Genomic DNA, 13,789 nt, shown 5'->3' with positions numbered 1-13,789 from the left:
GTCTACGGATTAAAACCAATAAGCATAAAAAAATGCCCACGACGTCGTGAGCATTTTATCATTTATTCACTCATTAAACCGTGAGCTTTTAACTTTTTGCGTAAAGTGCCACGGTTGAGTCCAAGAATCTCGGCAGCACGGGTTTGATTACCACGTGTATATTCAAGAACTACAGATAAAAGAGGTTTCTCCATTTCTGCTAGCACCATGTCATATACCTGAGATGGTTGCTCACCTTGCAATTGTGCAAAATAATGGCGAACTGCGCGATCAACGTGGATGCGAAGAGCAACATCAGATTGTGCAGTAAAAATAGGAGATTTGCTATTCATGCGAGTTAATCCGAAAATCAAATACTAGCTTGGATAAAGTAGTATATAAATGTGGTCTAAAAATACGGAGTCCTGTTTTAGATCCTAAAACAGTGACTCTAAAACATAAGAACAATTAGCTTGCCATATTTCTTCGTATTGAATAAAAAATAAGCGTAACAATAGTTAAATATTTGTTACAGCCCCCTCAAAAACAAAAAAAGTTAGGCTATGTGCTTAAAGTAGAAAAGCACACATGCTTAACAGTATTTTTTTTGGATTGAGAGCGAGGAGTATATGAGTCAAAGCTTTCGTGGCGCGTATCATACCATTGTCTAGGAAAAAGTGAGCAAATTAACTGCATTTTTTTTTATTTTTTTTTCACTTTTTTTACATTTTAGGGGTGGACAATTTCTAATCGATAATTTAGTAAGCTTTTTTTGCTTCTGTTTAGCTCAAATTGGAATCGGAAAGGGGTGTTAGAGGGAATACGTTGAATACCCCGTAAGTTTTCAACAAGATATTGTTGAGGAGTCAATATAACTTCTTCTGTTTTTTTTGAGTCTGTTGCAAAACTCAACTTTAGGTTGGGAAGTTCAATACTTTTATCATTCTGATTAAGCAATATGCCTGAAAATTGCGTATGACTTGTGTCAACTTTGCGGAGTTTTAACTTTTCTATATAAATAAGTTGATATTGTTCGGCTGACTTATTGCAGTGCAGTGTTTCGCAAACATAATTAAATGCATGGCTGACGGTTGGGCTTGCATGCATGAGCTTAGGGTTAAACCAGAGAATTTGAAAAGTAAAAACTAAAATCAAAATAAGGTTAGCAGAGCTCCAGAGCGTGTAGTACAGCCAACTATGCTTTTTATTATTGTCTTGTTCTTGTGCGGATGTTTGTTCAGCTAAATTAAGATTGGGTAGTGCGTTAATAGGTTCGTTGTGAAAATAATTTAAATTGTTGAGATAAGTTAAAAGATCAATATTTGAGTTTTCAACTTTTTGATCAAAGATATCTAACACATGAGAATGCGTCATATATCTTGCTTGCATAGAACCATTGGCTAATGTAGATGAGTTAACCATGACTGGTTGTTCAATATTAACCAAATGGGTGAGGGCATTAAAATTAAAGTCACATTTAGGACAACAAACCATACCCTGAGCAACAGTCAATTGAGTAAGGGATACTTTATAAACTGTTAAGCACTTAGGGCAGCGGGTTTGTTTTTCATTCATGAGTTAAAATATTCTCAGTTTATTGTTTTGCGTTTTCCTGAAATGCGACACCAATTTTCTTCGCGTTTTTCGATATCTAATATATCAAAAAATTCAGAATAAACATCTGAAACATCAGCAACTTGCTCTTCAATCACACCAGCAAGCGCGAATTCACCATCAGATTTAAGCAATTTTGCAAACTCTGGTGCAAGTGCCATTAACGGACCTGCTAAAATATTTGCAACCAGAACATCTGCTTGTTGAGATCCGAATTCTTGATTAAATTCTTCAGGAAGGCCAACATATAGACGATCTAATACGCCATTAAGTTCAGCATTTTGTTTTGTTGCTAAAACAGCCTGAGGGTCAATATCAGTGGCATATACTTTTTTAGCGCCTAATAATAAAGCTGCTACACCTAAAATGCCTGAACCACAGCCATAATCAATAACGATTTTATCTTTAACGTCAGCTTTACCTAACCACTGTAAACATAAGAATGTACTTGCATGGTTACCTGTACCAAACGCAAGGCCTGGGTCTAACTTAATATTAGTTGCATCAGCTTCTGGTGGCTCTAGCCATTCAGGTACGATCCAGAACTTTTCCCCAATTTGAATTGGCTCGTAATAGTCCATCCATGAGCGTTCCCACACTTGATCTTCAAGCTCGGCATGGCGCATAGGGACATTTGGTAGCTGAGCTTTTAAGAAAGCTTCTAAAGTGTCGACATCAATAGGGTCTTGTTCGTCTTGTTGATAAATGCCGGTCACAATCACTTTATTCCATAAAGGTGTTTCACCTGGTAATGGTTCAAGTAAAGCCTGATCTTCAGCATCATCCAGAGTTACGCTTACCGCACCTAGAGACATTAAAAGTGTTTCTGTGAACTCAACTTGTGCTTGATCAACGGTAATGTGTATTTGTAACCACTTCACGAAAAGGACCTAAAAATTTTATTTAAAGGCGTATTGTAGCTGACTAGACGGTTTTAAAAAAGAAAGCGGCCCATCTTTAATGGGCCGACTTTAAAAATACTGAGAAGGTATAGCGGAAAATAAATTGCTTCTTCTATACCTTATGCCGAAACAAATTAAGGAGCAGGGGCTTTAAATTGTAACTTACCGTTTTCATTCGGTTGGCAAGTACCATTAAAAGTTACGCCATTATGGCTGTAAGATACCCATTCGCCTTGCTGCTTTTTAGCACATGCTCTAACTTGTTTTTGAGTTTCGGCTTTGCTCATGTCTGCAGCATGTGTAAAAGTTACGCCTGAAAAACAAAGTAGAGATGCAGTTAAGATTTTTAACATGGTCGATTTCATTTTGTATTCCTTCTTGTCGCGTTAATTTTAAAGTCATAGAAGTGCTGTACATTTTTTATTCTAAGATGAATTTGTTTTAATAACATTCACTTTGTATTGAATTCATGAAACAAAATGTCAAATCTTGTGGCGTACCGTAAATTATGTGAAGACGATTTTGTAATTATGTACATCAATAAGCAGATAATTTTGCTATAATGTTCCGTCTTTTTTTTTCTGGTGTTTTGTACTCATGCACTACCCTAAAGTTTATGATGTTATCGTTATCGGTGGCGGTCACGCAGGTACGGAAGCGGCCCTTGCTGCTGCGCGTATGGGACGACAGACTTTGCTTTTGACCCATAACATTGAGACTTTGGGTCAAATGAGTTGTAACCCAGCAATCGGTGGTATTGGTAAGTCACATTTAGTACGTGAAATTGATGCACTTGGCGGAGCAATGGCTTTAGCTGCCGATAAAGGTGGTATTCAGTTCCGTATTTTAAATTCACGTAAAGGTGCGGCAGTACGTGCAACACGTGCTCAAGCTGACCGCGTTCGCTATAAAGCTGCCATTCGTGAAACATTAGAAAATCAAGCAAATCTTGATATTTTCCAGCAAGCAGCTGATGACCTGATTGTTGAAGGCGATACTGTTAAAGGTGTTGTTACTCAAATGGGCGTTCGCTTTGACGCTAAAACAGTGGTGTTGACTACTGGTACATTCTTGGGTGGTGTAATCCACGTTGGTTTAGAAAAATCAAGCGGTGGTCGTGCGGGTGATCCACCTTCTATTGCACTTGCTCAGCGTTTACGTGAATTAAAATTACCTGTAGGTCGCTTAAAAACTGGTACACCACCACGTATTGATGCACGTTCGGTTGATTTTTCAGTCATGATTCCGCAGCCGGGTGATTTCCCATCTCCGGTTATGTCATTCATGGGTGATGCCTCTATGCACCCTGAACAAGTAAATTGTTATATCACGCATACCAATGAAAAAACTCATGACATTATTCGTGGCGGTTTAGACCGTTCACCAATGTATACCGGTGTTATTGAGGGTGTTGGTCCGCGTTATTGCCCTTCAATTGAAGACAAGATTCATCGTTTTGCAGATAAAGATTCACATCAGGTGTTTTTGGAACCAGAAGGTTTAGATACACACGAGCTTTATCCAAATGGTATTTCGACTTCGCTTCCATTTGATGTGCAGTTTGAGCTTGTTCGCTCTATTCGTGGTATGGAAAATGCCCATATTTTGCGTCCAGGCTACGCGATTGAATACGATTATTTCAATCCACAAGCTTTGAAATTTACTCTAGAAACTAAAGCTATTAGTGGTCTATATTTTGCTGGCCAAATTAATGGTACGACCGGTTATGAAGAGGCTGGTGCTCAAGGTTTACTTGCTGGTTTAAATGCTGCGCGCCGTGCGTGGGAGCAAGAAGAGTGGACACCTAAGCGTGACCAAGCTTATATGGGCGTATTGGTTGATGACCTCATCACTTTAGGTACTAAAGAACCATACCGTATGTTTACCTCACGTGCTGAATACCGTTTAATGTTACGTGAAGACAATGCGGATCAACGTTTAACTCCTGTTGGTCGTGAACTTGGGTTGGTTGATGACGTACGCTGGGCTGCTTATTGTGAAAAAATGGAAGCAGTTGAGCGTGAAACCTCTCGTTTACAGCATTTATGGGCTGCGCCGAATAACCCTATGGGTAAAAAGTTTGTTGAAATGACTGGCGCTGATTTGAGTAAAGAGTGTAGTGCAATTGATTTACTCAAACGCCCTAACATTAACTTTAGTCAAATTGCGGAACTTACTGGTTCTGAAGTGTCTGAACACGTTGGTGAGCAAATCGAGATTGCTGTGAAATATGAAGGTTATATTAACCGTCAGCATGAAGATGTGGCACAGTTAAAGCGTCTTGAAGAAACTAAAATTCCTACTGATTTTAATTATGATGTAGTGTCTGGTTTATCGCGTGAAATTACTCAGAAATTAAAAACGGTTCTTCCGGAAACATTAGCTCAAGCGAGCCGTATTCCTGGTGTTACACCAGCAGCAGTTCAACTTGTGATGATCACAATTCGTAAAAATAATATGATTAAGAAAACAGCTTAATCTTATAAATGTAAAAAAAGCCCAGTTAAGACTGGGCTTTTTTATTTTCTGTTCAAAAAATATATGGAAACTTCCTAAGGAAGAAAACAGATTTCACTTCCTTTTTTTCTTATTTCACATATTTCAAGCAGCCAGTTATATTGAATTCACGTTCAAACAAAGAGGGCTTTAACCATGACAATGAAATCAATTCGCTACAATGGATATGAAATGGCATGCCAATGCTTATGTTCAAAATAGCGCAAAAGAAAGAGCAGGTCAGTTTTGTAGGGGGAGAACACATTGATCTGAAAACAACTATAAATATAAGAGCCAATATAAAATTAAGAAAATTATAATTCAAAATCTAAAGAGAACCTTATGGTTCTCTTTTTTATATCTATTTATTCTCAAATTCAATTTCTCGTACAGCGTTGTGTACTTGAATTGGTTCGATATGCAGTAATTTCTTGCCAAAACTACGCAACCACCACACCAGTTGAGATGTAAAAGGTACGGTCGCTGTAACTTCTACAATATTTTCTTCAAGTGGGACTATCGTTTGGTCCTTACTTAACTGACTTTCATAGAAAGTTCTAGCAGTTTGCTCTGTCATGGTTAATGTGAGCTGAATTGACTCAGTTGGCTGTTTGTAGTCCACTCTAAAGCCTAAAGCGCCTGAATCAATATAATGATCAATATCAAAATTGACTGGATGCAGTGCTCGACTATCTAAGACTTTTGCTGATTTAAAACGGTGCAAGGCAAAAGTTTGAACTTCAGTTTTGTCATGTCGTGTGCAAATTAAATAAATTACTGCACCTTTTTGTACCAAAGCCAAAGGATTTAAAATATAAGTTTTATCCTCGCCCTGATTGACTCGTGCTCGATAAATACATTCTATTTGTTTGTCTTGGAGTAGACCTTCATAAATTGCCTGTTGAGCATTTCGGTCAACTACAGGCGGAATGAGAGGTTGGCTTGCTGGTACGATGCGTACTCGGTTAATCCATTGTCTAACATTATTTTGTGTAGAGAGGCTGCGTTTGGCTAAATCAAACCAAGGTCCCATCTCATCAAGCAGACTGGGTGGAAGTAAATGTTTAAGATGCTCCTCAACCATCATAAATGTGACTGCCTGAGAGCTAGTCATGTGCGGTAAGCTCTGAATAGGCGCATCGGATTGCCACCGCCAGCCCTGAGGTACAGCTTTATTACTTTCAATTGGAAAACGCTGAGCAATTTGATTTAAGTCACGTTGAATAGTCCTTAAACTGATATCAATACCTTCACGTTCAAGCATTTCCTGTAATTCTCTTGTTCCAATCCACTTGCCGGTAGGAAGTCGAGATAAGATCTGCCATTGGCGATATAAACTATTTGAAGTTTCTTTTTCTATTACAGACATAAGCGTAATACATCTATATCCAATTGCTTTGGTGTCAACACAATAAAAAATCTTTACAGATTTAGCAAGTTTGTCAGAATCGGTTTATAGGTCCTTTTCCAATTGATGTTAAGATTTAGACTAAGAAAGTTATAACAATGACTCCTATAAATATTACAGATATATAAGTGGCACTGAAATTGCTTATTTAAAAATGAAATATAGATAAATGATAAGACGAGGTGGTTATGTCAGAACAAGAGCATGAATTACATATAGATAATGATTTTTTTATACAAGAGCAGACAGCTACGACACTTATTACCCCAACCTCTTTTTTAGAACATATTTCTGTGCAGACGAACCTATTTGAGCAACTAAAATCACAGTTTTTTAATGAGATGCTGGATGATGTAACAGCTAATGGTGCGGCTTCTAAAAAAATTGAACAATGGTTGAGTATTCGTACTTTAGATGAGTTAAAAGAGTTAAATGTTCAAGCAAAACAGCATTTTCTTTATCATGGGATTACTTTTAATGTATATGGTGATAAAGAAGGTACAGAGCGAACAATTCCTTTTGACTTAATTCCAAGGGTGATTGAAAAAAAACAGTGGGAGAAAATAGCTTCGGGCTGTGCACAGCGCGTCAAAGCCTTAAATTACTTCCTAGATGATATTTATCATGGACAACATATTTTAAAAGAACAGCTTATTCCCGAAGAGCAAATCATGGGGAATGATGCTTTTCAGCCCCATATGCTTAAACACTCTCTGAAAGGTAAAATTTATTCACAAATTAGCGGAATTGATATTATCCGTGATGATGAAGGAGAATTTTTTGTATTGGAGGATAATTTAAGAACACCTTCTGGTGTGTCTTATATGATAGAAAGCCGAAATATTAGCCAAAAATTAATGCCGGAGCTATGCGCGGCCAATAATTTACAGGGAATTGAACATTACCCAAAACTTTTAAAAGAAATATTGCAGGAGAATTCACCTGCGGACCAACCTTTTGTCGTGGTACTAACACCAGGGCGTTTTAACAGTGCTTTTTATGAGCATGCTTTTCTAGCACGTGAAATGGATGTGCCACTGGTTACAAATCGGGATTTATTTGTAGAAAATGATCAAGTTTTTGTTAAAACGATTCGTGGCCGACAAAAAGTAGATGTTATTTATCGTCGACTAGATGATGATTTTCTAGATCCTTTAGCATTTAAGCCTGATAGTGCTTTAGGTGTGGCAGGTCTTATGTCTGCCTATTTGCAAAAAAATGTTGTTATTGCAAATGCGCCTGGAACAGGTGTGGCTGATGATAAATCTATTTATCCTTATGTGGATCAAATGATCCAATATTATTTAGGTGAAACACCAATTCTAAAAAACGTACCTACTTATCAATGCCGTAAAGATGAACACTTAGATTATGTACTTTCTAATCTGGATCAATTAGTCGTTAAAGAAGCACAGGGGTCAGGGGGCTATGGCATGCTAATTGGACCTCAAGCAAGTTCGTGTGAAATTGATGACTTTAGAAAAAAATTGATCGCCACACCTCATATGTACATTGCACAACCCACATTAGCCTTATCTGTGGCTCCAACTTTAACTACAGCAGGGGTGGCTGAACGTCACATTGACTTACGTCCATTTGTATTGAGTTCCCCTTATCGTACAGAAATAGTGCCGGGTGGCTTAACGCGAGTGGCCATGCAGGCTGGCTCTTTGGTCGTAAATTCTTCCCAAGGTGGTGGCATAAAAGATACATGGGTTGTCGAAACATTACATTCCTAATTGTGGGTTAAAGAGGAACTTTATGGTTTTACTCAATTCGAGTGCGCATCAAATATATTGGTTGGGTCGATATTTAATGCGAGTTAAATTTGCTGCCTCTCACTTACCCTTTACACAAGATGAGAAAGCAACAAAATTTGCAACAGCATTTGGTTTGGTAATAGAAAATGCTGAATTACTAAATCACTATATGTTAGACAAGAAGCAAACATTTTCGTTACTGAACCAATTCGTTATTGCTAAAGATAATGTTCAGGAACTAAGAGGTATATTGTCATCAAATGCTTATGCAGAATTAAATAATGTTATTAACACGCTTCAAGCCCAACCTGAGGCTTTGAGAAAAGCTGTTGAACAATGTACTCAAATATTAGAAGCAGAGAGTGAAGATGTTTGTTTATTTCTGCATTCAGGTCAAAAAATAGAGCAATTCGATATAGAGCTACGTTTTGGGCAAGATTTATCAGCCCTTGTGTCTGAGTTGGATGTCGTGGTGCAACGGCTTGCTGGCTTAGATTGGGAAAACATAGATCAAAATTGGCAGGTACTAAAGCATCAGCAAACGTGGGACGCTTATTATACTTTTACACAGCAGTTGGAAAATATGTTTGAGGTCTGATTATGAAATTGATGGTGAATCATCAAACGCATTATAGCTATACTGAAACAGCTCAGAACAGTATCCAGTATATTAAAATGATGCCTCAAACATCGCCGCATCAACATGTTATGAACTGGGCAATTAGCGTGCCAGGTGACAAAACGATAAAAAGGGACATATTCAACAACGTATGGATGACGGCTAGTCAGCGTTATCAATACCAACATCTTACGTTTATGGCCCAAGGAATCGTTGAACTTCAAAATGTAGAGCTGGGTTGTGTAAATTTATCTACACCTACAAATTTGTTTTTGCAGATGACAAGTGCAACCCGATGTGATTCAGAAATGTTGGACTTTGCCAAAAATATTGTGGTGGTCAAAGACCGACAGCATATTGCGTTATTAAGTGAATACATTTTGCAGAAAATACTCTATCAGCCTGAAAGTACTTCGGTTCAGACAACTGCAACTGAAGCATTTCACGCTGGGCAGGGTGTATGCCAAGATCATGCCCATGTTTTAATTGCGATGTGTCGTGCGCTACAATTACCAGCACGCTATGTCTCTGGTTATCTATTTGATCAAAACTATCCGCACCTTGCCAGTCACGCTTGGGCAGAAGTATTTTTAGAAAATCAGTGGTATTGTTTTGATGTAAGCAATCAGTTGTTTACACCCAAACATCATATCTACCTTGCAGTTGGACGTGATTATCTCGATGTTGCGCCTATTCGTGGTGTAAGAGAGCAAGGAGGAGTTGAGAACATGATGTCTGTGGTTCAAGTGTTGGCCTGTTGAATGTAAAGAGAATGAAATGACCTATTGTTGTGCGCTAAGATTGGAACAAGGTTTAGTGTTTATTAGTGACACTAGAACTAATGCAGGAGTTGATCATATTTCTGTGTTCCGAAAATTGCATACTTTCGGCGTTACTGGAGAGCGTTTCATGGCCTTGCAAACAGCAGGTAATTTAGCGACGACACAAGCTGTTATAGGTCATTTGCAAAATGCGCTCACTTTGCAGCAAGAGCCTAATTTATATAGTGTTAATACTATGTTTGAGGCAGCTGAATTAATTGGTAAAACCTTGAAAACTGTTCTAGAAGATATTAGTACAGATACTCAAGAACAAATGAATTATGCCTGTAGTATTTTGGTGGGTGGACAGATTAAAGGTGGCGACATGCAGCTTTATAATGTCTACCCGCAAGGTAATTTTATTTGCGCAACTACAGATACACCTTACTTTCAAATAGGTGAGAGTAAATATGGCAAACCTATTTTGGACCGTGCTTTATATTATGCAATGCCATTAGATGATGCATTACGTTGTAGCCTAATTTCTTTTGACTCAACCTTGCGCTCAAATGTTTCTGTTGGCTTGCCGCTCGATGCATTAGTTTATAATAAAGATAGTTTTGTTATTCCAGTCGGTAAACGAATTACTGAAGATGATCCGTATTTTTCACAGATTAGTAAACAATGGTCAGATACTTTGCGTCGCGGTTTACAGGAAATGCCAAAACCCACTGATGATTACTGGCGATAAAATTCTTAAAAGTTAATATAAAATCCAAGCATGCTTGGATTTTATATATATTTTATTTTTTAACTGCTTTTTCGAGTAGGGCGATTACTTAAGCGGCAGAGCAATTCATATCCTATTGTTCCATTTGCATCAGCAACATCATCCACTAGGCGGTGCTCACCCCAAAGTTCTACTTGAGTGCCTAATTTTACCTGCTTGCCTGTCACATCAATTGCAAGCATGTCCATACTAACTCGGCCTACAACTGCACAGAGCTGTTTATCAATAGTGACATAGTTTTGTTTAATATAAGCTCTTGGGTATCCGTCACCATAGCCAATAGAAACTATTGCAATATCCATTTTTTGTTGTGCACAGAAGGTTGAACCATAACCAACATGTTCTCCAGCTTGAATATGATTCAATGCAATCACTTCTGTTGAAAAAGTCATAACTGGTTTTAGGTCAAGATCATGGACTGTTTTATCTGCAAAAGGCGAAGCGCCGTAAAGCATAATGCCGGGACGAACATAGTCAAAATGTAATTCTGGCCATTTATAAATAGCAGCCGAATTACAGCAAGACGCTAAAACTGGGTCACAAGCTTGCTTAACCTGTAAAAATTGTTGTTTTTGTTGCTCATTGAGGGGATGATCCACATCTGCATTTGCGAAATGCATCGCCAATACACAAGTAAAGCCTTCAGCTTTTAAAGTTTTAATAACTTCAATAATTTCAGTAACTTTAAAACCTAAACGGTTCATACCACTATTGAGCTTAACCCAGACTTTTAAACCTTGAGCGATGTATTCTTGCTTATGTTTAATTAGCCATTCAAACTGCTGTTGATGGTGAATCACACATTCAAATTTTTGTTCAATTGCAATAGGCATTTCATCTTCAGAAAATGCCCCTTCAATTAAAGTAACAGGTTGCTGAAATCCAAGTTTACGAATTTCTAAGCCTTCTTGTAGGCAGGCGACACCAAAGGCATCTGAGGCATTTAAGGCTGCTAAACAGTCTTTGATTCCATGTCCGTAAGCATTAGCTTTCACCATACTTACAATTTTTGAATTTGCTGCGAGTTGTTTGACACGGTTTAAATTATATTGAAGCGCTTGGCGATCAATATAAACTGTTGCTTGGCGCACCCTCATTTACTCCTTTGGGCTAGAGATAGAGTTTATTCTTCATCATCGTATTGGCTGTAATACTCAGGAGAGAGATTACTAAATCGGGTATATTGACCTTCAAAGGCAAGGCGAACTGAACCAATTGGACCGTTACGCTGTTTACCAATAATAATTTCTGCGGTACCAGCTTCTTTCGACTCTTTGTTATAAACCTCATCACGGTAAATAAACATAATCAAGTCGGCATCCTGCTCGATCGCACCAGATTCACGTAAGTCTGACATTACTGGGCGCTTATTTGGTCGGTTTTCTAGACTTCGGTTGAGCTGGGAAAGTGCGATAACAGGACAGTGCATTTCTTTTGCTAATGCTTTCAAGCTACGTGAAATTTCTGAAATCTCGCCCACACGGTTATCACCCATGCCTGGAACTTTCATGAGCTGTAAATAATCGACCATGATACAGCCGATTTTACCATCATGCATTTTGGCAATGCGTCGAGCACGGGCACGAAGTTCCGTTGGAGGTAGAGCAGATGAGTCATCAATATACAAATGCATTTGTTGAAGCTGCAAAATTGTGCCAGTAACTTTGGTCCATTCATCAGCATCTAAGTTCCCCGAACGTAAATGTCCTTGGTGAACTTTACCCATTGCAGAAATAAGACGCATCGCAATTGAGTCCGCTGGCATCTCCATTGAGAATACCAGAGCGGGTAGTTTGTTATATTGTAGAACGCTTTCAACCAAATTCATGGCGAAAGTGGTTTTACCCATAGATGGACGTGCAGCAACAATAATTAAGTCACCAGCTTGCATACCTGAAGTTTTATTATCAAGCTCTAAGAAACCTGTGGTTAAACCTGTAATATTGCCATCTAGTTTTGATAATTCATCAAGTTTACTAATTACATCTGCGGTGACAGAGCTAATAGATTTAGGACCTGCATCTTTTTTATTGTTATTGTGCTGTTCGGCTAGAGAGAAAATATTAGTTTCTGCTAGATCTAGAATTTCACTAACACCTCGACCTTTTGTGTCATAAGCATTTTGTAAAATTTCAGTACTAACTTTAATCATACTACGAAGCGTAGAGAACTCTTTAATTTTAGTGGCATACGTTTCTAAGTTGTAGAAACTTGATGGGGAATCAGCCATAAGCTGCATTAAATATTCTTCGCCACCAATAGCATCAAGTAAATTTTGTTTTAAAAGCCAATCATTCACCAAGACAGCATCATAAGGTGAATTTTCTTGCGCTAATTTTTCGATTGCACGGTAAATATATTTATGACGGGTCGCATAAAAATCATTTTCTTTTAACATATCACTAACTTGCTCGAACGATTCGGCAACTGTCATTAGTGCAGCAAGTACAGCTTGCTCAATGGCTAAATTGTGAGGGGGAGTGCGAAACTCTTTAAGTTGCCCTGATTCACTCGTTTTATTTTCTGTTCGAGATGAAAGAGTTAAAGAAGTGGCATTCGCCTGAGACATAATTAGACCTGATGATAAAGAAAGGTGTATGCAAATAGCCTGTAAGGCCGAAGACTATCTTAAAACAAAACTAAATAAACTACCTAATTAAAAAACCAATTAAACTAAAGAACTGATCAGGAATTAATATATCTTATTTTAAAAATAGGGCACATAAAAAAAGAGCATGCAAAAGCATGCTCTTTTTTTGATGAGAAATTACTCAGATACGATAGTAACGAGAACTTCTGCAACAACATCATGATGCAATTGGATTGCGATGTTGAATTCACCAGTGTGACGAAGCGCGCCATTCGGTAAACGAACTTCTGCACGGTCAACTGTAAGACCAGCATTCGTTAAAGCGTCAGCGATGTCACGAGTACCGATAGAACCGAAGAGTTTACCTTCGTCACCAGCTTTAGCAGTGATAACGATGTTAACTTCATTCAATTGTTCAGCACGTGCTTGAGCAGCAGCTAAAATTTCAGCTTCTTGCTTTTCAAGTTCAGCGCGACGAGCTTCGAAAGCAGCAGTGTTAGCTTCAGTAGCTGCAACTGCTTTACCTTGAGGGATAAGGAAGTTACGGCCATAACCAGCTTTAACTGAAACTTTATCGCCTAATTTACCAAGGTTCTTAATGCGTTGTAATAAGATAACGTCCACAGATCACCTCACTTATGGTTGTCAGTGTACGGAATCAAAGACAAATAGCGAGCTTGTTTGATAGCAAGTGCTAATTGACGTTGATAACGAGCTTTAGTACCAGTGATACGGCTAGGAACAATTTTGCCGTTTTCAGTGATGTACTGTTTTAAAGTATCGATATCTTTGTAGTCGATGTACACAACATTCTCAGCTGTAAAGCGGCAGAACTTGCGACGACGGTAAAAACGTGCCATTGATGTTCTC

At 38.3% G+C, this 13,789-nt stretch carries 14 protein-coding genes; 5 read left to right on the top strand and 9 right to left on the bottom strand.

What is annotated here, in order from left to right:
- Nucleotides 1-62 precede the first annotated feature (62 nt).
- The 4 genes from fis to KTH84_RS05690 form a co-directional block, all read right to left on the bottom strand.
- Nucleotides 63-332 carry a DNA-binding transcriptional regulator Fis gene (gene fis / locus KTH84_RS05705; RefSeq protein WP_001086304.1) on the bottom strand — a complete coding sequence of 90 codons (270 nt, stop codon included), beginning with the start codon at nt 330-332 and terminating at the stop codon, nt 63-65.
- Between the two features lie 376 nt (nt 333-708).
- Nucleotides 709-1,554, bottom strand: a complete 846-nt coding sequence (locus KTH84_RS05700; RefSeq protein WP_202741642.1) for a zinc-ribbon and DUF3426 domain-containing protein — start codon at nt 1,552-1,554, stop codon at nt 709-711.
- Nucleotides 1,555-1,568: 14 nt separating this feature from the next.
- Nucleotides 1,569-2,474 (bottom strand): 50S ribosomal protein L11 methyltransferase, encoded by a 906-nt coding sequence (prmA, locus tag KTH84_RS05695; protein WP_262472386.1) that lies wholly within the window; start codon nt 2,472-2,474, stop codon nt 1,569-1,571.
- 155 nt (nt 2,475-2,629) lie between these two features.
- On the bottom strand, nt 2,630-2,860 hold the full coding sequence (locus KTH84_RS05690; RefSeq protein ID WP_133972720.1) for a hypothetical protein: 231 nt from the start codon (nt 2,858-2,860) through the stop codon (nt 2,630-2,632).
- A gap of 232 nt (nt 2,861-3,092) precedes the next feature.
- On the opposite strand from KTH84_RS05690, the gene mnmG reads away from it, so the two are divergent.
- Nucleotides 3,093-4,973 carry a tRNA uridine-5-carboxymethylaminomethyl(34) synthesis enzyme MnmG gene (mnmG, locus tag KTH84_RS05685; protein WP_262472384.1) on the top strand — a complete coding sequence of 627 codons (1,881 nt, stop codon included), beginning with the start codon at nt 3,093-3,095 and terminating at the stop codon, nt 4,971-4,973.
- Nucleotides 4,974-5,352: 379 nt separating this feature from the next.
- On the opposite strand, the gene KTH84_RS05680 is transcribed toward mnmG, so the two are convergent.
- On the bottom strand, nt 5,353-6,360 hold the full coding sequence (locus KTH84_RS05680) for a helix-turn-helix transcriptional regulator (RefSeq protein WP_262472382.1): 1,008 nt from the start codon (nt 6,358-6,360) through the stop codon (nt 5,353-5,355).
- A 227-nt stretch (nt 6,361-6,587) separates the two neighbouring features.
- Between KTH84_RS05680 and KTH84_RS05675 the strand changes: the two genes are divergently transcribed.
- Genes KTH84_RS05675 through KTH84_RS05660 form a run of 4 tightly spaced genes read left to right on the top strand, consistent with a single transcriptional unit; the run spans nt 6,588 to nt 10,290 of the window.
- The gene (locus tag KTH84_RS05675; RefSeq protein ID WP_262472380.1) at nt 6,588-8,138 is read left to right on the top strand and encodes a circularly permuted type 2 ATP-grasp protein; all 1,551 of its coding nucleotides are present in this window, start codon (nt 6,588-6,590) and stop codon (nt 8,136-8,138) included.
- 22 nt (nt 8,139-8,160) lie between these two features.
- Nucleotides 8,161-8,757, top strand: coding sequence for an alpha-E domain-containing protein (locus KTH84_RS05670; RefSeq protein ID WP_262472378.1), 597 nt, complete (start codon nt 8,161-8,163; stop codon nt 8,755-8,757).
- Between the two features lie 2 nt (nt 8,758-8,759).
- Nucleotides 8,760-9,539 (top strand): transglutaminase domain-containing protein, encoded by a 780-nt coding sequence (locus tag KTH84_RS05665; RefSeq protein WP_133972728.1) that lies wholly within the window; start codon nt 8,760-8,762, stop codon nt 9,537-9,539.
- A 16-nt stretch (nt 9,540-9,555) separates the two neighbouring features.
- Complete coding sequence (locus tag KTH84_RS05660) at nt 9,556-10,290, top strand: proteasome-type protease (protein WP_042897064.1); 735 nt, start codon at nt 9,556-9,558, stop codon at nt 10,288-10,290.
- Nucleotides 10,291-10,349: 59 nt separating this feature from the next.
- Here the strand turns inward: KTH84_RS05660 and alr are convergent, their stop codons facing one another.
- From alr to rpsR, 4 genes are all read right to left on the bottom strand, one after another.
- On the bottom strand, nt 10,350-11,420 hold the full coding sequence (gene alr / locus KTH84_RS05655; protein ID WP_262472376.1) for an alanine racemase: 1,071 nt from the start codon (nt 11,418-11,420) through the stop codon (nt 10,350-10,352).
- A gap of 32 nt (nt 11,421-11,452) precedes the next feature.
- On the bottom strand, nt 11,453-12,898 hold the full coding sequence (gene dnaB / locus KTH84_RS05650) for a replicative DNA helicase (protein WP_042897061.1): 1,446 nt from the start codon (nt 12,896-12,898) through the stop codon (nt 11,453-11,455).
- Nucleotides 12,899-13,096: 198 nt separating this feature from the next.
- Entirely contained in the window at nt 13,097-13,543 is a 447-nt protein-coding gene (rplI, locus tag KTH84_RS05645) for a 50S ribosomal protein L9 (protein ID WP_004700828.1), read from the bottom strand.
- 8 nt (nt 13,544-13,551) lie between these two features.
- A complete protein-coding gene (rpsR, locus tag KTH84_RS05640; protein WP_004791454.1) occupies nt 13,552-13,779 on the bottom strand; it encodes a 30S ribosomal protein S18 in 228 nt (75 codons plus the stop codon).
- Nucleotides 13,780-13,789 lie beyond the last annotated feature (10 nt).

The organism is Acinetobacter sp. WU_MDCI_Abxb74, assembly GCF_025513915.1.
GTDB classification, from domain to species: Bacteria; Pseudomonadota; Gammaproteobacteria; order Pseudomonadales; family Moraxellaceae; genus Acinetobacter; species Acinetobacter calcoaceticus_C.
The sequence above is the reverse complement of the archived record's forward strand: the minus strand, read 5'-3'. Positions and strand labels throughout refer to the sequence as shown.